We start from the raw sequence: 19,378 nt of genomic DNA, 5'->3' as shown, positions 1-19,378 counted from the left end.
CGAATTTTAATGAAGGAGGGCTCCCCCTGGAGCCCTCTCCCTGGAGGACTCTTACCATGACGTCTTACGTACTGACACGCTGGGAGCCGGAAAACTCGGCGTTCTGGCAGGATGAGGGCAAGGCGGTGGCCCGGCGCAACCTGTGGATTTCGATCCCGGCGCTGACGCTGGCCTTCGTGATCTGGCAGGTGTGGAGCGTGGCGGTGTTGAACATGCCGAACATCGGCTTCAACTACACCCAGAATCAGCTGTTCTGGCTCGCCGCGCTGCCGGCCCTGTCCGGCGCCACGCTGCGCATCTTCTACTCCTTCATGGTGCCGATCTTCGGTGGCCGCAAGTGGACCGCGTTTTCCACCGCCACGCTGCTGCTGCCGGCGGTAGGCATCGGCTTCGCGGTGCAGGATACCTCCACCAGCTACGGCACCATGGCCTTCCTGGCTCTGCTGTGCGGCTTCGGCGGCGGCAACTTCAGCTCGTCGATGGCCAACATCAGCTTCTTCTTCCCGAAAGCGGAGAAGGGTACCGCGCTCGGCCTCAACGCCGGCCTCGGCAACCTCGGCGTGTCGCTGGTGCAGTTCGTGGTGCCGCTGGTGATCACCGCCGGCGTGTTCGGCGCCTTCGGCGGCGAGCCGCAGACCTGGATCAAGGGTAGCCAGACCAAGCTGATGTGGCTGCAGAACGCCGGCTTCATCTGGGTGCCGTTCATCGTGCTGTCGACGGTGGCAGCATGGTTCGGCATGAACGACATTGCTTCGGCCAAGGCCTCGTTCGCCGACCAGGCGGTGATCTTCAAGCGCAAGCACAACTGGCTGATGTGCTGGCTCTACATCGGTACCTTCGGTTCCTTCATCGGTTTTGCCGCTGGCTTCCCGCTGCTGGTGAAAGGCCAGTTCCCGGATATCGACCCGACCAAGTACGCCTTCCTCGGCCCGCTGATTGGTGCCCTGGCCCGCCCGGTGGGTGGCTGGCTGGCCGATAAGATCGGTGGCGCCAAGGTGACCCAGGCGGTGTTCGCGCTGATGATCGCCGCGGTGTTCGGCGTGCTGCAGTTCCTGCCGCACGGCGGCCAGGGCGGCAGCTTCCAGGGCTTCTTCTCGATGTTCCTGTGCCTGTTCGCGCTGACCGGCATCGGCAACGGTTCCACCTTCATGCAGGTGCCGACCATCTTCCTGACCCTGCACAAGCGCATGGCCGGCAGCAGCGAGGCGGCACAGAAGCAGGCCGTCGCCAATGCCACCAAGGAGGCTGCTGCGGTGCTGGGCTTCTCCGGTGCGGTCGGTGCCTACGGCGGCTTCTTCATTCCGAAGAGCTACGGCACCTCGATTGCGCTGACCGGTGGCGTCGAGGCCGCGCTGTACGCCTTCATCGCCTTCTACCTCAGCTGCCTGGTGATCAACGGCTGGTACTACGCACGCAAGAACGCCGAAGTACCGTGCTGAGAACGGCACACTGACGAGGCTTGGGTCTCGTTGCCAGGGGTGCCGTCGATGGCACCCGTCCGCTTCCCTTTATGTCGACTCTTTGCCCCGCCCTGTGCGGGGATTTTTTTTGCGCCTGCGGCGATGGGTTTGGGCGGGGTAGTTCTTTGGGAGTAGCCGGGATGGCCGGGCGGCAGGGGGAGGGGGTAGTGCCAATGCGCAGGCTTCGGCCAACCTTTGGCGAATGTCGTGCTGGACCGGGTTTCCCTAAGCTTTGCAATGTGACAACGGGTCAGCCGCGCCTCTCTTGCGCGGCCAATGTTTGGAGGCATGATGAGCCATTTTCTCGACCGCCTGAATTTTCTCGGCAAGGTCCGCAGCACCTTCTCCGACGGCCACGGCGCCGTCGTGAACGAGGATCGCAAGTGGGAGGACGCGTATCGCCAGCGCTGGCAGCACGACAAGATCGTCCGCTCCACCCATGGTGTCAACTGTACCGGCTCGTGCAGCTGGAAGGTCTACGTTAAGAACGGTCTGATCACCTGGGAAACCCAGCAGACCGACTATCCGCGCACCCGCCCGGATCTACCTAACCACGAACCGCGCGGCTGTCCGCGCGGCGCCTCGTACAGCTGGTACGTCTATTCCGCGCAGCGCGTGAAGTACCCGATGGTGCGTGGCCGCCTGATGCGCCTGTGGCGCGAGGCACGCAAGACCCTGGGCCCGATCGAGGCCTGGGCAAAGATCAGCCAGACCGCCGAAACCGCCAAGGAATACAAGTCCAAGCGCGGCCTGGGTGGTTTCGTGCGTTCCAACTGGGATGAAGTCAACGAGATCATCGCCGCCGCCAACGCGTTCACCGTGAAGAACTACGGACCGGACCGCGTGGTAGGCTTCTCGCCGATTCCGGCCATGTCGATGATCAGCTACGCCTCCGGCAGCCGCTACCTCAGCCTGATCGGTGGCGTGCCGCTGTCGTTCTACGACTGGTATTGCGACCTGCCGCCGTCCAGCCCGCAGATCTGGGGTGAGCAGACCGACGTCGCCGAATCGGCCGACTGGTACAACTCCACCTACCTGATGGTATGGGGTTCCAACATCCCGATGACGCGTACCCCGGACGCCCACTTCTACACCGAAGTGCGCTACAAGGGCACCAAGACCGTGGCGGTATCGTCCGACTTCGGCGAAATGGCCAAGTTCGGCGACATCTGGCTCGCGCCGAAGCAGGGTACCGATGCCGCGCTGGCGATGGCCATGGGCCACGTCATCCTCAACGAGTACCACAAGACCGGCAAGTCGGCCTACTTCAACGACTATGTGCGCCAGTACACCGACATGCCGATGCTGGTGCTGCTCAAGAACGGCGCCAAGGGTTACGAGCCGGACTACTTCCTGCGTGCCTCCAACCTGGTCGACCACCTGGGCGAAGACAACAACCCGGAATGGAAGACCCTGGTCTACGACGACAACACCGGCAACATCGTCGCCCCGACCGGTTCCATCGGCTTCCGCTGGGGTGAATCCGGCAAGTGGAGCCTGGAAGAGAAAGATGGCCACAGCGGCCGCGAGATCAAGCAGCGCCTGTCGCTGCTGGACGACCGCGACGAAGTGGTCAGCGTCGGCTTCCCGTACTTCGGCGCCGAGCACGACGACCTGCTGATGCGCAACGTGCCGGCCAAGAAGGTGCAGCTGGCCGACGGCAGCGAGGCGCTGGTCGCCACCGTGTTCGACCTGATGATGGCGCACTATGGCGTCGATCGCGGCCTGGGCGGCGGCAACGTGGCCACCTCCTACATGGACGACGTGCCGTATACCCCGGCCTGGCAGCAGAAGCACACCGGCGTGAAGCCGGAAATGGTGATCCAGGTGGCGCGCGAGTTCGCCGAGAACGCCGACAAGACCCAGGGCAAGTCCATGGTCATCGTCGGTGCCGCGCTGAACCACTGGTACCACATGGACATGACCTACCGCGGCATCATCAACATGCTGATGATGTGCGGCTGTGTCGGCCAGAGCGGTGGTGGCTGGTGCCACTACGTCGGCCAGGAAAAGCTGCGCCCGCAAACCGGCTGGGCCCCGCTCGCCTTTGCCAGCGACTGGGTGCGCCCGTCGCGCCAGATGAACGGCACCTCGTTCTTCTACGCCCATACCAGCCAGTGGCGCCATGAAAAACTCGGCGCTAGCGAAATCCTGGCCCCGACCGCCGACGGCAAGATGGCCGAGATGTCGCTGATCGACTTCAACGCTAAGGCCGAACGCTTGGGCTGGCTGCCGTCCGCACCGCAGCTCGCCAAGAACCCGCTCGACGTGACTGCCGAAGCCGAATCGCTGGGCAAGGACGCCGTGCAGCACGCCGTCGACAGCCTGCGCAACGGCCAGCTCGACATGTCCTGCGACGACCCGGACAATCCGGCCAACTTCCCGCGCAACATGTTCGTGTGGCGCTCCAACATTCTGGGTTCGTCCGGCAAGGGCCACGAGTACTTCCTGAAGTACCTGCTCGGCACGCAGAACGCGCTGATGGACGACGAGCAGACCGGCATCAAGCCGAAGGAAGTCAAAGTACGCCCGGCCGCCGAAGGCAAGCTCGATCTGCTGGTGGTGCTGGACTTCCGCATGTCGACCACCTGTCTCTACGCCGACATCGTGCTGCCGACCGCCACCTGGTACGAGAAGGACGACCTCAACACGTCCGACATGCACCCGTTCATCCACCCGCTGTCCGAAGCCGTGCAGCCGCTGTGGCAGAGCAAGTCCGACTGGGAAATCTACAAGGGCATCGCCAAGAAGTTCTCGGAACTGGCCGGCGACTACCTCGGCACCCGCAAGGACCTGGTGCTCACCCCGCTGATGCACGACACCCCGAGCGAACTGGGCCAGCCGTTCGACCCGCGCGACTGGAAGAAGGGCGAGTGCGAGCCGATTCCGGGCAAGACCATGCCGACCATGACCGTGGTCGAGCGCAACTACGGCGACATCTACAAGAAGTTCACCTCGATCGGCCCCTTGCTGGAAAAAGCCGGCAACGGCGGTAAGGGCATCGGCTGGAAGACTGGCCACGAAATCGAAGAGCTGCGTCACCTCAACCACGTCGTCACCGAGGAGGGCGTGTCCAAGGGCCAGCCCAAGCTCGACACCGCGATTGACGCCGCCGAGATGATCCTGACGCTGGCACCGGAAACCAACGGCCACGTTGCGGTCAAGGCCTGGGAAGCGCTGTCCAAGATCACCGGGCGTGACCACACCCACCTGGCGATCCCGCGCGAGCACGACAAGATCCGCTTCCGCGACGTACAGGCTCAGCCGAGGAAGATCATCTCCTCGCCGACCTGGTCCGGCCTGGAAAGCGAAGAGGTCAGCTACAACGCCGGCTACACCAACGTGCACGAGCTGATTCCTTGGAGAACGATCACCGGTCGTCAGCAGTTCTATCAGGATCACCAGTGGATGCGTGCCTTCGGCGAAGGCTTCTCGAGCTACCGCCCGCACATCAACCTGAAGACCACCGGCGCCATGCTCGGGGCCAAGCCGAACGGCAACAAGGAGATCGTGCTGAACTGGATCACCCCGCACCAGAAGTGGGGCATCCACAGTACCTACTCCGACAACCTGCGCATGCTGACCTTGTCGCGTGGCGGTCCGCACGTGTGGATCTCCGAGGACGACGCCAAGGCAGCCGGCATCGTCGACAACGACTGGATCGAGGTGTTCAACGTCAACGGCACCCTGACCGCCCGTGCCGTGGTATCTCAGCGCGTGCCCAACGGCATGAGCCTGATGTACCACGCCCAGGAGAAGATCGTGAACGTGCCGGGTGCCGAAACCTCCGGCAAGCGCGGCGGTATCCACAACTCGGTGACGCGTGCGGTGACCAAGCCGACCCATATGATCGGTGGCTACGCCCAGCTCTCCTACGGCTTCAACTACTACGGCACGGTCGGTTCCAACCGCGATGAATTCGTGATCGTACGCAAGATGAAGAACGTGGACTGGATGGATCGGCCGTCGGCTGAGTAGGGCGCGAGCCCGAAGGGCGTTTCGTCGGATGACGGCGAAACGCCCCTGTACTCCCTAATTCCATTGAAGTTCGGCGGAACGCCCCTGAGCGGGCAAGGCAAACACAGCGGTGCCAAGTAAGGGCTTCCGCCAAACTGGAGAATCAACATGAAAATCCGAGCCCAAATCGGCATGGTGCTCAACCTCGACAAGTGTATCGGCTGCCACACCTGTTCGGTGACCTGCAAGAACGTGTGGACCAGCCGCGACGGGGTGGAGTACGCCTGGTTCAACAACGTCGAAACCAAGCCCGGCGTCGGTTATCCCAAGGAATGGGAAAACCAGGACAAGTGGAAGGGCGGCTGGGTACGCCGTTCCGACGGCAAGCTGGAACCGCGCCAGGGCAGCCGGCTGAAGATCCTGTCCAACATCTTCGCCAACCCCAACCTGCCGTCCATCGACGAGTACTACGAGCCGTTCACCTACGACTACGAGCACCTGCAGAACGCGCCGGAAATGATCACCCCGCCGACCGCACGGCCGGTGTCGGTGGTGACCGGCAAGAAGATGGACAAGATCGAATGGGGTCCGAACTGGGAAGACGACCTCGGCGGCGAATTCAGCAAGCGCTCCAAGGACGCGCTGTTCGAAGGCATCCAGAAGGAAATGTACTCGGCTTTCGAGAACACCTTCATGATGTACCTGCCGCGCCTGTGCGAACACTGCCTCAACCCGGCCTGCGTCGCCTCCTGCCCATCCGGCTCCATCTACAAGCGTGAAGACGACGGTATCGTGCTGATCGACCAGGACAAGTGCCGCGGCTGGCGCATGTGCGTGTCGGGCTGCCCGTACAAGAAGATTTACTACAACTGGACCACCGGCAAGGCCGAGAAGTGCATCTTCTGCTACCCGCGTATCGAAGCCGGTCAGCCGACGGTGTGCTCCGAGACCTGCGTCGGCCGTATCCGTTACCTCGGCGTGCTGCTGTACGACGCCGACAAGATCGAAGCCGCCGCCAGCGTGGAAGATCCGAAGAGCCTGTACGAAGCGCAGCTGGGCGTGTTCCTCGACCCGAACGCGCCGGAGATCATCGCCGAAGCCAAGAAGCAGGGCATTCCGGATGCCTGGCTGACCGCCGCGCAGAAGTCGCCGGTGTACAAGATGGCGATGGAGTGGAAGGTTGCCTTCCCGCTGCACCCGGAATACCGCACGCTGCCGATGGTGTGGTACATCCCGCCGCTGTCGCCGATCCAGTCCGCGCTGGAAAACGGCCTGATCGGCGAGAACGGCATCATCCCGGACGTCAAGGATCTGCGCATCCCGATCCGCTACCTCGCCAACCTGCTCACCGCAGGCAAGGAAGAGCCGGTGGTCAAGGCGCTGGAAACCATGGTCGCCATGCGCCGCTACATGCGCAAGAAGAGCGTGGAAAAGGTCAGCGACGCCGCCACCCTGAAGGGCACGCATCTCAAGCCGCTGCAGGTGGAAGAGATGTACCGCGTGATGGCCATCGCCAACTACGAAGACCGTTTCGTGATCCCGACCACCCACAAGGAAATGGTCGAGAATACCTTCGACGACAAGGCCAGCTGCGGCTTCAGCTTCGGCAACGGCTGCTCCAGCGGGGCGACCGACCACAGCCTGTTCGGCAAGAAGAAGGCCACGCCGATCGTGTTCCACGACCTGCGTCGCGACCGCAAGGCTAACGCCGGCCAGTGAAGGAGAGCATGATGAAACACTTCAAGGCGCTGTCGGCGCTGCTGAGCTACCCCGAGCCGGAACTGCTCGAAGCCTTGCCGGAAATTCGGGCGCTGTTGGCTGACGCCGGGCTGGAGCCGCAGGTAGCTCCGCTCCTGGCCGAGCTGGAAGCGGGCGAGCTGATCGCGCTGCAGGAGAACTACGTGCTGGTGTTCGACCGCAACCCGTCGCACTCGCTGCACCTGTTCGAGCACATTCACGGCGAGGACAGGGCGCGTGGCCAGGCCATGGTCGACCTGATGGAGGAGTACAAGGGCCACGGTTTCGAGATGATGACCAGCGAACTGCCGGATTACCTGCCGCTGTTCCTGGAGTTCCTGTCTCAGACCGATGCCGAGGAAGCAGGCAGGCTGTTGTCCGACGCCGTGCACGTGGTGGCCCACGTTGCAGGCCGCCTGCGCGAGCACAACAGCGTTTACGCCGGCGTGCTCGATGCGGTGGTGTGGCTGTCCCCGGTAGCGCCGGAGCCGCTCACGGTGCCGCCGGTGCGCGATATGGACGAGGCGCTGGAAACCTTCGGTCCCGGCGCGGACGGCATCGAGCCCCTGCTCAAGCCGACGCTGCGTCCCGAGATCGCTCCGGTCAACTTCTACCCGCAACGGCCGCGTGCCTGATTATCACCTGCCGCTTTCGGTCGGCCGACAAGGTTGGCCGAAGCGGAATGGAGGAAAGTCATGAATACCTTGCATCAATTCCTGTTCGGGGTGTACCCGTACATCGCCCTGTCGATCTTCCTGCTGGGAAGTCTGGTGCGCTTCGACCGCGAGCAGTACAGCTGGAAGAGCGAGTCGAGCCAGCTGCTGCATCGCGGTAGCCTGCGCTTGGGCAACATCCTGTTCCACATCGGCATCATCGGCCTGTTCTTCGGTCACATGGTCGGTCTCCTGACTCCGGTGGCAGTGTGGGACGCGCTGGGCGTCGCCCACTCCTTCAAGCAGGTGTTCGCCATGACCGCCGGCGGCATCATGGGCACGCTGTGCCTGATCGGCGTGCTGATCCTGCTGCAGCGCCGCTTCGGCAACGACCGCCTGGCCGTCAACAGCACCTGGCGCGACAAGCTGGTGATGGTGTGGATCCTGCTGACGCTGCTGTTGGGCCTGTCCACCATCTTCGTCTCCGCCGGCCATCTGGACGGCCACGAAATGGTCCTGCTGATGACCTGGGCGCAGCACATCATCACCCTGCGGGGCGACGCGGCCAGCTACATCGCCGGTGCCTCGATCGTGTTCAAGATGCACCTGTTCATGGGCATGAGCCTGTTCCTGATCTTCCCGTTCACCCGTCTGGTGCACGTGTGGAGCGGTTTCGCCGCCGTGGGCTACCTCGGCCGTGCCTGGCAGCTGGTGCGCCCGCGCGCCTGAGCCGGCTCATCTTCGCAACACTAAAAAGCGCTGCCCGCGGGCAGCGCTTTTTCTATGCTGGATGGCCGGTCAACGCGGGCCTGCTTCCAGCGTCTCGACCATGGCCTCGTCCTCCGTCGCCGGACGGCGTGGTGGCCAGAAGAAGTCAAGCGGCCGGTGCAGGAAGTGGCGCGCCACCGCCGGCAGCAGCGGCAGTGCGTCGCGCAGCGTCAGCTTGCGTGAACGCAACGCCACCCACAGTGCCAGGTTGAAGCTCACCAACAGGTTGAGCAGCCCGATCAGGCCGATACCCAACACCGACCACGTCAGCGTCTGCCAACTGATGGTGTAGTCGAGCCCCACCGCCGCGAAGGCCAGGTTAGCCGAAGCGAAGGTGATGTGACGGATGTCGATCGGCAGCCCCAGCAGCAGGCCGATGGTGCCTGTCAGCCCCAGGAAAAGGCCGAAATAGAAGTTGCCGGCCAGCGCCCCCAGGTTGTGTTCCACGTATTGCGCCAGGCGTCGCGTGCGATGCTCGCCGATCAGGCGGTTGAGCCACGGCAGCGCGGCCAGCCGCTCCGGAATGCGCTGGTAGATCGCCAGGTTGTCATAGTAGCCGGCGATCAGGCCCGCCAAGAACAGGTACACCCCGGCAATGGCGGCGTGAAACAGCGACAGGCTGGCCAGCGGGTCGATCTCGTGCAACAGGTGCTGCGCCTTGGCCACACTCACCGCCTGGGAGCCGAACAGATGTTTCCAGCCCTCGGCGATCGCCCAGGCCACCGGCAGCGCCATCACCACGTTGCCGGCGATGGCGATGAACTGGGTGCGTAGCACGCTGACCACCAGTTCCGTCAGCTCGCTCAACTGTGCCCTGCCGCCGTTCGGGGTGTGGATCGCGGCGGCCAGGCGTGCGGCCGTCATCGCCGGCTGCTTGGTGGCAACGGTGAAATGCAGCAGCTGGATCAGCATGAAGCCGAAGGCATAGTTCAGGCCGAAGGCCATCCCTTCCAGCAATAGGGGCAGGTGCGCCTGCGCCAGCGTCAGCTTGATCAGCGCCATGAAGCCCACCAGCAGCCCGGCTCCCATCGCCGCCTTGGCCATGCCCAGCCACTCGCTGCGGCTCTCGGCGATGTAGTGCTCGCCGCGCTGGCCGGCGTGTTCGGTCACCTGCAGCGCCAATAGCTCGATGTTCGAGGTGAACAGGTCGGACAGCTTGTGGTGGCGGTTGTCGGCGCGCACCAGCTCGCCGAGGAACTGGAACAGCGTCGGGTCGGCCACCGGGTCGTAGCCTGGGGTCAGTAGTGTCAATACCTGGTGCAGGCGGTGGATGTGCTGTTGCAGTCGCTGCAGATGGTAGGTCAGGCTGACCGAAATACCGTAGCGCGCGGCGTTCTTGCGGATGCGCAGGACGATGCCCTCGCACTGTTCCAGCAGCACCAGGATGTGTTTCTCGTCCTCGCCGGTCTCGCTGTCGTCGGTCGCGGCGTGTTGTTGGCTTTCGACGAAGCGGAACACCTCGGCGTTCAAGTGCAGGAACGGCGATTCGAAGCGCTCGATGTCCGGGTGCACGCGCACCAGCTCCGGTTCCAGACCGATCGCCACGATGCGCGAGGAGAGCACCTGCACGGCTTCCAGCAGCTGCCAGCGGGTATGCGCGCGCGCCTCGGTGTCGGTTTCTTCCTCCCAGTGCAGCGCGCGCCACACGTCGCCGCACACTTCCTGCGGCAATTGCTGCACCCACTGGTAATCGCGCTTGTCACGGAACAGGCTGCTGAACACGTCTTTCAGGTAATCCGGGTTCTGCGGCGGCGGCAGCAGCCTCTCGCCGATACGCGTCTTCATCGACGAAAAGAAACCTGCGTTCGACAGGATGCCGACGTCGGTATAGAGCTGGATCTGGCGCGTGCTGCTCAGCTGTTGCAGCAGGCAGCGGCGCAGGTTGGCGCGGTAATCCGGGCGCTGCTCCAGCAGGTAGCTCAGCGCCCGCACGTTCTTGATTGCCTGGGCGCTGTCGGAAGGGTGGGCGGGCCGGACCAAGTCGATCAGACCGGCCAGCAGCGAAGTCGGGGAGTGCGCTTGACCATCGGCCAGCGCACGCAGCAAGGTATCCATAGGCAAGTTCTCCGGCCGGCAAGCGCCGGCGAGTGGATAGGATGGCCTAAGTTGGCCTGCTTGAAAGAGGGGCGGATGCCCGGGGAAACCCGTCGGCAAGCGGGCGCACATTTCGGATCGGGTACCTCAATGCACCACAGCAGGGCGGTCGCTGCCAGGGCCTTGCCCTGGCGCGGGGCGGATGCCCGGCCATTTGCGAACGGGTAGTCAGAACTCCATGCAAATCATGACAGACCATGGCACGGCGCAATTAGTTCTTTCGGATGAGTGTGTCATGTCGTCGTAATCGTTACCATGCGCATGGGTGCTGCCGCCCTCGGCTGCTGCTGTGCACCGCCTCGCCGACACGTACCGGGGCCGCCGTTTCCTGTCGTTTTCCACCCCCGCGTGCCCACGATCACGAGTGTGGCCGCTGAGCATTTCATGACCATGTTGCAGGCGTATTGCGCATGGTGTGCTTATTGCTTGCTCACGAGTATTTAACTGGAGTCGATGTCGATGCTGTCCCGCCTTTCTCTTGCCGCCAAGCTGCTGCTGTTGCTGGTGCCCTTCGCCCTCGTGACGATCGGCTTGGCATCGGTGATCTCCATGGAACGCTGGCACGGGGTGCGGCAACTGGAGCTGTCGCAACGGCAGGTGCAGATGGCGGGGCTGGCCAGCGGGCTGATCCATGCCCTGCAGGTGGAGCGCGGCTTGAGCAACGGCTATCTGCACGCCCAGGGAAGTGTACCGCCGGCGCTGAACGAGGCACGCGGCCAGACCGGCACGGCGTTCGCCGCCTTCAAGGCCGGCCTCGCCGAGCTCGACGCAGCGGGGCAGGGCACGGCGCAGGTGGCCAGCATCGAGGCGCTGCTGCAACAGCGCCCGGCGGTCGACGCGCGCAGCGTGGGCGCACCGGCCCTGTTTGCGGCGTTTTCCGAGCGCATCGAGGCGCTGGCCGGGCTGATCGCGCAACTGGCCAAGTCCGGCCAGGAGCCGGAAGCGTTGCGCGAGACCACGGTGCTGCTCAACGTCCTGTGCGAGAAGGAGTTCGCCGGCCGCGAGCGTGGCTTCGTCAACGGTGTGCTGGTCCGGGGGAGCTTCGATCAGGCCAGCATGAGCCAGTTCGATGCCCTCGCCGCCAAGCAGGAAGCGTGCGCTGCGCAGGCGCGCCAACTGGGGTCGGAGCGCTTCCTGCAGCAGGCCGATGCGCAGGCGCACAGTGCCGACGGGCAGGCTGTGCTGGCGCTGCGCCAGGCGCTGCGCAGCCAGCCGCTCGGCGGGCCGGCCGGCGTGGCGCCGGAACGCTGGTTCGGCGATTCCACGCGCCGCATGGCCGGTCTCAAAACCCTGCAGGACAGTCTGCTTGCCGACATGGCGACCCGCCTCGCCGCCGCCCGTGCCAGCGCCCGTAGCGACCTGGTGCTCACCATCGGCGGAACCGTGCTGGCGCTGCTGCTGCTGGCGACGCTGGCGTTGTCGATCTACCGTGGCATCTGCAACCCGGTGCGGCGTCTGGAGCGCGTCATGACCGGGATGAGCCAGGATCTGGATCTGTCGGTGCGTGCCAAGGTTCCCGGTAGCGACGAAATGGCGCGCATGGGCCAGGCGTTCGATCATCTGGTCGACGCGTTCGCGGCGACGCTGACGCAGGTCAAGCACAATGCCCACCAGCTGGTCGGTGCCGCCGATGCGTTGCAGGCGGTCTCCGCCCGGGCCGCGCGTGCCGCCGAGACCCAGACTGCGTCCTCCACCGAGATCGCCGCGGCGGTCGAGGAAATGGCCAGCGGCATCGCCATGGTCAAGGACAATACCCGCGAGTCGCAGCAGACCGTGTTCGTCATGCAGGACAGCCTGGACGCCGGCCGCGCCCGCATGGGGGAAACCACCGGCGTGATGCGCGACACCTCGTCGGCGCTGGGCCGGGCTGGCGAGTCGATCGGGCAGTTGCGCGAGAAGTCGCAGCACATCAGCGCCATCATCACGGCAATTCGCGACATCGCCGACCAGACCAATCTCTTGGCACTCAACGCCGCCATCGAGGCGGCCCGTGCCGGCGAGACCGGCCGTGGTTTTGCCGTGGTGGCCGACGAAGTACGCAAGCTGGCCGAGCGCACCAGCCAGCAGACGCTGGAAATCACCACCCTGGTCGACGGTATCCGCCAGGAGACCTTTGCCGCAGCCGGGCTGATGGACTCCGCCCGCAGCCAGATGAACGTCGGGCTGGAGCGGGTCGGTCTCACCGTGGCCGATCTCGACGGCATCCACCGTCAGGCCAGCGATTCCGCGCTCAAGTGCGAGGAAACCGCCGCCGCCATGCAGCAGCAGACCGCCGCCAGCGCCGAAGTGGCGCAGAACATCGCGCGCATCGCCGCGTTGGCCGAAGACAACTCGACCATCGTGCACCAGGCGGCGGAGCTGGCCACCCAGCTCAACCAGACCGCCGGCGACCTGGTCGCCATGGTCGACCGCTTCAAGCACGCCGGCTAGCCGTCGTCTCCCGGCCGTGTGCGCCCCTCCACCGGGGGGGGGTGAACCCGGCCTAGTTACTTCGGCATAGCTCGGGGTGGTCGTTTGTGGGAATGTGCGCGTCTTTTGCCTTCTATATACTGAACAATGAAGAGCTTAAGTTCGGGGAACATGCCCCGCCTGGAGTTGATATGCTGACCGACCGTTTCGGCCGTACCATCGAGTACCTGCGGCTCTCGGTGACCGACCGCTGTGATTTGCGCTGTACCTACTGTATTCCCAAGGGCTTCAAGGATTTCGAGGAGCCGGAAAACTGGCTCACGTTCGACGAGATCGAGCGCGTGGTCGCCGCCTTCGTGCGTTTGGGGACGCGGCGTGTCCGCCTGACAGGCGGTGAGCCGCTGCTGCGCCGTAATCTGCCGCAACTGGCGGGGCGCCTGTCCGCACTCGACGGTCTCGACGACCTCTCGCTCACAACCAATGCCACGCAGCTTTCGCGTCATGCCGAAGCGCTGTTCCAGGGCGGCGTGAACCGCCTCAACATCAGCCTCGATTCGCTCAAGCGCGAATGCATGCACGAGATCACCGGTCGCGACAGTCTGCCGCAGATCATGGAAGGTCTGAAGGCCGCCAAGGCCGTCGGCTTCGCCCCGATCAAGATCAACATGGTGGCGATGAAGGACGTCAACGAATCCGAAATCGAAAGCATGGCGGCGTTCTGTATCGAGCAAGGGTTCGTGCTGCGCTTGATCGAAGCCATGCCGATGGGGGAAACCGGGCAGTCGGCGCACTACCTCGACTTGCAGCCGGTGCTGGAAAACCTGCGCCGCACCTTCGACCTGGTGCCGCAGGCCGAAACGCTGGGCGGCGGCCCGGCCCGTTACTGGAAGACCCGCGACAACGCGTTCTCGCTCGGCGTCATCACACCGATTTCGCAGCACTTCTGTGCTACCTGCAACCGCCTGCGCCTGTCGGTGGATGGCACGCTCTACATGTGCCTGGGGCAGGAAGAGCGTTTCGAGTTGCGCCCCCTGTTGCGTGCCGGTATCAGCGATGCTGGCCTGGAAGACGCCATCCGTGCCGCCATCGAGCTCAAGCCGGAAAAGCACGAGTTCCGCGAAAAACCGACCAAGATCCTGCGCTTCATGTCGATGACCGGGGGGTGACGTGCGTTCGGTTGAACCCCTGCTGCAAGGATTCCGCCGTTTCCAGTCCCGCTACTTTGGCGAATTGGACCTCTTTGACGAATTGCGCCACGGCCAGCGTCCCAGCACGCTGGTGATCGGTTGCTGCGATTCGCGCGTGCACCCCGCCACCCTGACCGGCTCCGAACCGGGCGAGCTGTTCATCGTACGCAACGTTGCCAACCTGGTGCCGCCTTGCGACGAGACGCTGACGCACGCCAGTGTGGCGGCGGCACTCGAATTTGCGGTATTGTCGCTCAAGGTGGAACGCATCATCGTGTTCGGACACGCCAGTTGTGGCGGCATCCGGGCGCTGATGCAGCGTTCTGCCGATGAGGCCAGCGCCCTGAAGCGCTGGCTGGATATCGCCGAGCCGGCGCGGCGTTTCGTCGAGTCGAGCTACGACGACGTGAGCGAGGAAGAGCGTCTGCGCCAATGCGAAAAGGCGGCTATTCTGGTTTCCATCAACAACCTGCTGTCCTACCCTTGGCTGCGCGAGCGTGTCGAACAGGGCTCGCTCCTGCTCGATGGCTGGTATTTCGACATCCATGAGGGCGCGTTGTGGGGGTTCGACCCGCAGCAGGACCGCTTCGTACCACTGGTGTGCCCGATTCAGAAGCCCGACCCATGACCCTCCCGCCCCCCGCCGACTTGTCCCGCCCGCTGGGGTTTCGCTTGTCGGCCAAGATCATTGGAGCCCTCCTGGCGGTGCTACTGATGGCGCTCAGTGCCATCGGGGCGACGCTGTGGCTGTCCTGGCAACTCGAAGGGGGTGCCGCCGCCATCAACGACGCTGGGAGCCTGCGCATGCGCGCCACCCGGCTGTCACTCGATGTGCAGCGCTTCCACGACGGCAAGCTGCCGCGTGAAGTGGTGCAAAATTCCATCGTCCGCTATGACCAGACCTTGGCGGTATTGCGCAGGGGTGATAGCGCCCGCCCCTTGCTGGTGCCGCGCACCGCAAAAATCCTGCTCGATTTCAAGAATGTTGCCGACCAGTGGCACGGGCGCATCCGCCCCTTGGGGCAGGCCATTCTGGCGGCGGGCAGCGAGGCCAGCCCGCAGTCGATTGCTCGTTTCCAGTCCATGACCAGCGACTACGTCGACTTGATCAATCGTTTCGTCGCCGACATGGAGGCCTACAACGCGCGCAACACCGAGTACCTGCGCTATTGCCAACTGATGTTGGCGGCCCTGGCCGTGGTGGGTACGGTCGCCCTGATCTACATGATGATGCTGCTGGTGCTCAATCCGCTCGACAAGCTGCATCAGGGTATCCAGCTCCTGGCCGAAGGCCAGCTCGACGTCTCGGTGCCGGTCGAGTCTGACGATGAGTTCGCCCAGGTGAGCCAGGGCTTCAACCTGATGGCGCAACGCCTGGCCGAAGCGCGCGCCACGCTGGAAGAGCGAGTCCGCGCCAAGACCGCCTCGCTGCAGCAGAAGAACAAGGAACTGGCGCTGCTCTATGAAATCTCCGCTTTCCTGAACCAGCCGCAATCGCTGGAAAGCCTGTGCCAGGGTTTCCTGGCTAAGGTGATGGCGGCGTACCGCGCCGACGGCGGGGCGGTTCGCCTCACCGATCACGAGCAGGGCATCGTCTACGTGGTAGCGGATCAGGGCATGCCGGAGGCCCTGCTCAAGGAAGAGCATTGCATGCGCGTGGGCGACTGCCTGTGCGGGGAGGTGGCCGAACACTCGTCCAGCCGGGTGGAGACCCTGAGTGTGGCGGACAACAAGAGCTGCAGCCGGGAAGGCTACCGCGTCATTTCCGCCTTCCCTATCACGGTGCAGGGGCGTTCCCTGGGCTTGTTCAACCTGCATTACCGTCAGTCCGTCATCATGACGCCGCAGCAGACCCGCCTGCTCGAGGTGCTGGGGCAAAACCTGGCCGTGGCCATCGAGAACCAGCGCCTGTTCGCCAAGGAGCGCGAGTTGGCGGTGCTGGAAGAGCGCAACTTGGTGGCGCAGGGGCTGCACGACAGCATTGCCCAGGGCTTGTCCTTCCTGAACCTGCAGGCCCAGATGCTGCGCCAGGCGCTGCAGCTTGGCGACAAGGAGTTGCTGGACGACACCGTCGGCCTGATCGAGACCGGCATCAAGGAAAGCTACGACGATGTGCGGGAGCTGCTCAACAATTTCCGCTCCAAGCTCTCGGAGAGCCTGATGCAGGCCATCTCCACCGTGCTCGAGCGCTTCCGCCGCCAGACCGGCATCAAGGTGGAACTGCGCTCCGAGGGGCTGACGGTGCCGCTGATGCCGGAACAGCAGTTGCAGATACTGTTTATCCTGCAGGAGGTGCTGTCGAACGTGCGCAAGCACGCCCAGGCCACGCAGGTGGTGGTTCATCTCAAGGACGACGGGAGTGCGTTCGAGCTCGATATCAAGGACAATGGCGTCGGCTTCGCCATGGCGACGGTGGCGGGCAAGGCCGATACCCATTTCGGCTTGTCCATCATGAAGGAGCGTGCCGCGCGTGCCGGCGTGGCCCTGCGTATCTCCAGTCAGCCGGGCCGGGGCACTTCGGTGCACCTGCATCTGCCGCGGGCCCAGCGCAAGGCCGCCTGAGCCGAATATCGACCTTAACCAAGAGAGACTTATGCCTGATACCCCGATCCGCATCCTGTTGGTCGACGACCACACCCTGTTTCGCAGTGGCATCCGCATGCTGCTGTCGCGCCAGCCCGAGCTGGCCGTCGTGGGCGAGGCCGCCGATGGGGCTGAAGGGGTGAAACTGGCAAAGCAGCTGATGCCGGATGTGGTGCTACTCGATCTGCACATGCCGGGTATCTCGGGTGTGGAAGCGCTGGGCTTGCTGTTGCAGGACAACCCGACGCTGGCGGTGGTGATGCTGACGGTGTCGGAAGACGCCGACGACCTCACTGCCGCGCTGAAGGCCGGCGCACGTGGTTACCTGCTGAAGAACATCGATGCCGACTTCCTCAAGCAGTCCATCATCAAGGCCGCCGCCGGCGAGTCGGTGATGAGCGAGGCCATGACCGCCAAGCTGATGGCGCATTTCCGTGCCGGTGCGCCGGCGCCGTCGCAACAGCAGCAGGAGCTGGAGAAGCTGACGCCACGCGAACGGGAGATTCTCGGTTTCCTGGCGCAAGGCCAGAGCAACAAGGAAATCGCACGCACGCTCGACTTGGCCGAGAGCACGGTGAAAATCCACGTGCAGAACATCCTGAAAAAGCTGGGGCTGTCGAGCCGGGTGCAGGCGGCGGTGTACGCAGTGGAGCACGGCGTGGCGCGCCGCAGCGAGTAGGTGGGGAAAGCATGAAACAAAAAAGGCGGCCTTGGCCGCTTTTTTATTGTGGCGGCAGGAAGTGACGGCGCTGGAGCCGTCTGATGGCATCAGCACGCCCTCCGGCCACGGTTGGCCAGTATGGGCAATGTTCCCCGGCTGGGGTCAATCAGAAAATATCGTCACACCGTTCGGCGAGAAAGCGGGCATCGTCCCGGTCGTGCGCCCGTTGGCGAACTTTTTGCTGCCGGACTTTTTCCGCTTCACTGAGTTGAGGTTTGGCTACCGCGTAAAGAAAGCTTTCGTGCTGATCGCGGGCCTGTTTTCGTCGAACGCTTAGAGGGATACGAGAGATCATCCTGTCACCTCATCACTGCATTGCTGGCTTGTACACCAGAAGGCATTCGCTTTACAAAATGACCCTAATTAATTCTTTTGTAAAGCATAAATGGGCATCGGTTCCGGAAATGTTGCAGGAATGTCCTTGACGGTCAGCTTGCCGCCGAATCATTTCGATTTCATGTCAGGACGGGAGTCTTCAGTATGCTGTTTTGATGGACAGCGATGCCCCGGGCAGATGAATAGTGATCTTTTAGAATATTGATCAAATTAGAAAATCTATTTGGTTATAACGCTAATCGGTTACTCTCCCATATCGTTTTCGAGTGCATCTGGGGGTCGTATGGAGTTGGGCTATGTCGTGGCCGGTCTTCTCGTTGGTTTTGTCGTCGGACTGACCGGCGTGGGCGGTGGCTCGCTGATGACCCCTATCCTGGTGTGGTTCGGCATTCCCCCGGCCACCGCGGTCGGTACCGATTTGCTGTACGCGGCCATTACCAAGGCCGGCGGCGTGATGATTCATCACCGTCAGCGCCATGTCGACTGGGGCATTACGAGGCGCCTGGCGACCGGCAGTCTGCCGGCGGCGCTGCTGACCCTGTTCGCGCTGTCCCGTATCGACCTGCCTACCGCCACCATCAATGCCGTGATCAAGGTGAGCCTGGGAGCGGCGCTGATCCTGACCGCACTCGCCATTCTGTTCAAGCCGCTGCTGGTGAAACTGGCGCATCGCATCAACCCGTCGTTGCTGGATGAGTCCCGCTCGCGCACCGTGCCGACGGTGCTGATCGGCGTGATGCTGGGCGTGCTGGTGACGCTGAGCTCGATCGGCGCCGGTGCCCTGGGGACCTTGGCCCTGTTCCTGCTCTACCCGGTGCTGCCGACCACGCGTCTGGTGGGGACCGAGATTGCCCACGCCGTGCCGCTGACGCTGGTGGCGGGGATCGGTCATGCCAGTCTCGGCAACCTCGATTACGGCCTCTTGGTTAACCTGCTGATGGGGTCGCTGCCCGGTATCTGGATTGGCAGCCGCCTCACCAAGAAGATGGCGGAGCGCTGGATGCGTCCGGCACTGGCGATCATGCTGGCCATCGTCGGAACCAAGCTGGTGTACTGATCGAGACAATGTCTTTTCCCGAGCCCGGGGCGCCGATGGCAACATCGGCGCCCCGGGCTTTTGTGCGTCTTGGGATGCGTGAGATGCGGGAGGCTGTGGTAAAGCCTTATCTATCAGCTGCGCTCTGTAGCCTGACGATACTGCCGTGGTGTGAAGCCAGTCAGCGCCTTGAATTGCCGGCTGAATGCGCTGTGGTCGGTGTAACCGCACTGCAGTGCCACATCGGTAATCGGTATTTGGGTATGAAGTAAGCGATGCGCATGCTCCAGGCGCGCCTTATGGATCATTTGCCGGGGTGTCAGATGGAAGACTCGTTTGCAGTACCGTTCCAATTGTGCGGCTGAAATGCCGGCAATCCGCGTCAACTCACCCATGGTGATGGGGCGATTGAAATGCGCACGAATGTATTCGTCCAC

The 19,378-nt window shown here is 63.6% G+C and carries 14 protein-coding genes; 12 read left to right on the top strand and 2 right to left on the bottom strand.

Annotated elements, in window-relative coordinates:
• Positions 1 to 56 precede the first annotated feature (56 nt).
• The 5 genes from FURADRAFT_RS04885 to narI all read left to right on the top strand — a co-directional run bounded on the left by FURADRAFT_RS04885 (position 57) and on the right by narI (position 8,536).
• Complete coding sequence (locus FURADRAFT_RS04885) at positions 57 to 1,439, top strand: NarK family nitrate/nitrite MFS transporter (RefSeq protein ID WP_008953009.1); 1,383 nt, start codon at positions 57 to 59, stop codon at positions 1,437 to 1,439.
• Between the two features lie 312 nt (positions 1,440 to 1,751).
• Positions 1,752 to 5,438 (top strand): nitrate reductase subunit alpha, encoded by a 3,687-nt coding sequence (locus tag FURADRAFT_RS04880; protein WP_008953008.1) that lies wholly within the window; start codon positions 1,752 to 1,754, stop codon positions 5,436 to 5,438.
• A gap of 147 nt (positions 5,439 to 5,585) precedes the next feature.
• Positions 5,586 to 7,136 (top strand): nitrate reductase subunit beta, encoded by a 1,551-nt coding sequence (gene narH / locus FURADRAFT_RS04875; RefSeq protein WP_008953007.1) that lies wholly within the window; start codon positions 5,586 to 5,588, stop codon positions 7,134 to 7,136.
• Between the two features lie 11 nt (positions 7,137 to 7,147).
• Positions 7,148 to 7,789: a nitrate reductase molybdenum cofactor assembly chaperone gene (gene narJ / locus FURADRAFT_RS04870; RefSeq protein ID WP_008953006.1), complete on the top strand. Its 642-nt coding sequence runs from the start codon at positions 7,148 to 7,150 to the stop codon at positions 7,787 to 7,789.
• A 60-nt stretch (positions 7,790 to 7,849) separates the two neighbouring features.
• Positions 7,850 to 8,536, top strand: coding sequence for a respiratory nitrate reductase subunit gamma (gene narI, locus FURADRAFT_RS04865; protein WP_008953005.1), 687 nt, complete (start codon positions 7,850 to 7,852; stop codon positions 8,534 to 8,536).
• A gap of 69 nt (positions 8,537 to 8,605) precedes the next feature.
• Here the strand turns inward: narI and FURADRAFT_RS04860 are convergent, their stop codons facing one another.
• Complete coding sequence (locus FURADRAFT_RS04860) at positions 8,606 to 10,630, bottom strand: site-specific recombinase (protein WP_008953004.1); 2,025 nt, start codon at positions 10,628 to 10,630, stop codon at positions 8,606 to 8,608.
• A gap of 498 nt (positions 10,631 to 11,128) precedes the next feature.
• Here FURADRAFT_RS04860 and FURADRAFT_RS04855 point away from each other — a divergent pair, with 498 nt between their 5' ends.
• The 7 genes from FURADRAFT_RS04855 (at position 11,129) to FURADRAFT_RS04825 (ending at position 18,962) form a co-directional block, all read left to right on the top strand.
• Positions 11,129 to 13,099 carry a methyl-accepting chemotaxis protein gene (locus FURADRAFT_RS04855; protein ID WP_008953003.1) on the top strand — a complete coding sequence of 657 codons (1,971 nt, stop codon included), beginning with the start codon at positions 11,129 to 11,131 and terminating at the stop codon, positions 13,097 to 13,099.
• 170 nt (positions 13,100 to 13,269) lie between these two features.
• On the top strand, positions 13,270 to 14,244 hold the full coding sequence (gene moaA / locus FURADRAFT_RS04850) for a GTP 3',8-cyclase MoaA (RefSeq protein ID WP_008953002.1): 975 nt from the start codon (positions 13,270 to 13,272) through the stop codon (positions 14,242 to 14,244).
• A gap of 1 nt (position 14,245) precedes the next feature.
• On the top strand, positions 14,246 to 14,893 hold the full coding sequence (locus tag FURADRAFT_RS04845; protein ID WP_008953001.1) for a carbonic anhydrase: 648 nt from the start codon (positions 14,246 to 14,248) through the stop codon (positions 14,891 to 14,893).
• Positions 14,890 to 16,827 (top strand): type IV pili methyl-accepting chemotaxis transducer N-terminal domain-containing protein, encoded by a 1,938-nt coding sequence (locus tag FURADRAFT_RS04840; RefSeq protein ID WP_008953000.1) that lies wholly within the window; start codon positions 14,890 to 14,892, stop codon positions 16,825 to 16,827. Before FURADRAFT_RS04845 ends, FURADRAFT_RS04840 begins: the two co-directional genes overlap by 4 nt.
• 31 nt (positions 16,828 to 16,858) lie before the next feature.
• Positions 16,859 to 17,527 (top strand): response regulator, encoded by a 669-nt coding sequence (locus FURADRAFT_RS04835; RefSeq protein ID WP_008952999.1) that lies wholly within the window; start codon positions 16,859 to 16,861, stop codon positions 17,525 to 17,527.
• 31 nt (positions 17,528 to 17,558) lie between these two features.
• Positions 17,559 to 17,846 (top strand): hypothetical protein, encoded by a 288-nt coding sequence (locus tag FURADRAFT_RS04830; protein WP_040652369.1) that lies wholly within the window; start codon positions 17,559 to 17,561, stop codon positions 17,844 to 17,846.
• A gap of 360 nt (positions 17,847 to 18,206) precedes the next feature.
• Complete coding sequence (locus FURADRAFT_RS04825) at positions 18,207 to 18,962, top strand: sulfite exporter TauE/SafE family protein (RefSeq protein WP_236261540.1); 756 nt, start codon at positions 18,207 to 18,209, stop codon at positions 18,960 to 18,962.
• A 113-nt stretch (positions 18,963 to 19,075) separates the two neighbouring features.
• Here the strand turns inward: FURADRAFT_RS04825 and FURADRAFT_RS20960 are convergent.
• The coding region (locus FURADRAFT_RS20960; RefSeq protein ID WP_456238946.1) for a helix-turn-helix domain-containing protein at positions 19,076 to 19,378 on the bottom strand (303 nt) is incomplete at its 5' end.

Origin of the sequence: Pseudogulbenkiania ferrooxidans 2002 (assembly GCF_000174355.1) — a bacterium.
GTDB classification, from domain to species: Bacteria; Pseudomonadota; Gammaproteobacteria; order Burkholderiales; family Chromobacteriaceae; genus Pseudogulbenkiania; species Pseudogulbenkiania ferrooxidans.
This window is presented reverse-complemented; position numbering and strand designations above follow the sequence as displayed.

Bases quoted from the DNA above. Each gene is read 5' to 3' on its own strand.
- moaA (WP_008953002.1), top strand. From the start codon at position 13,270: ATGCTGACCGACCGTTTCGGCCGTACCATCGAGTACCTGCGGCTCTCG.
- FURADRAFT_RS04855 (WP_008953003.1), top strand. From the start codon at position 11,129: ATGCTGTCCCGCCTTTCTCTTGCCGCCAAGCTGCTGCTGTTGCTGGTG.
- FURADRAFT_RS04885 (WP_008953009.1), top strand. From the start codon at position 57: ATGACGTCTTACGTACTGACACGCTGGGAGCCGGAAAACTCGGCGTTC.
- narJ (WP_008953006.1), top strand. From the start codon at position 7,148: ATGAAACACTTCAAGGCGCTGTCGGCGCTGCTGAGCTACCCCGAGCCG.
- FURADRAFT_RS04835 (WP_008952999.1), top strand. From the start codon at position 16,859: ATGCCTGATACCCCGATCCGCATCCTGTTGGTCGACGACCACACCCTG.
- FURADRAFT_RS04840 (WP_008953000.1), top strand. From the start codon at position 14,890: ATGACCCTCCCGCCCCCCGCCGACTTGTCCCGCCCGCTGGGGTTTCGC.
- FURADRAFT_RS04860 (WP_008953004.1), bottom strand. From the start codon at position 10,630: ATGGATACCTTGCTGCGTGCGCTGGCCGATGGTCAAGCGCACTCCCCG.
- narH (WP_008953007.1), top strand. From the start codon at position 5,586: ATGAAAATCCGAGCCCAAATCGGCATGGTGCTCAACCTCGACAAGTGT.
- narI (WP_008953005.1), top strand. From the start codon at position 7,850: ATGAATACCTTGCATCAATTCCTGTTCGGGGTGTACCCGTACATCGCC.
- FURADRAFT_RS04880 (WP_008953008.1), top strand. From the start codon at position 1,752: ATGAGCCATTTTCTCGACCGCCTGAATTTTCTCGGCAAGGTCCGCAGC.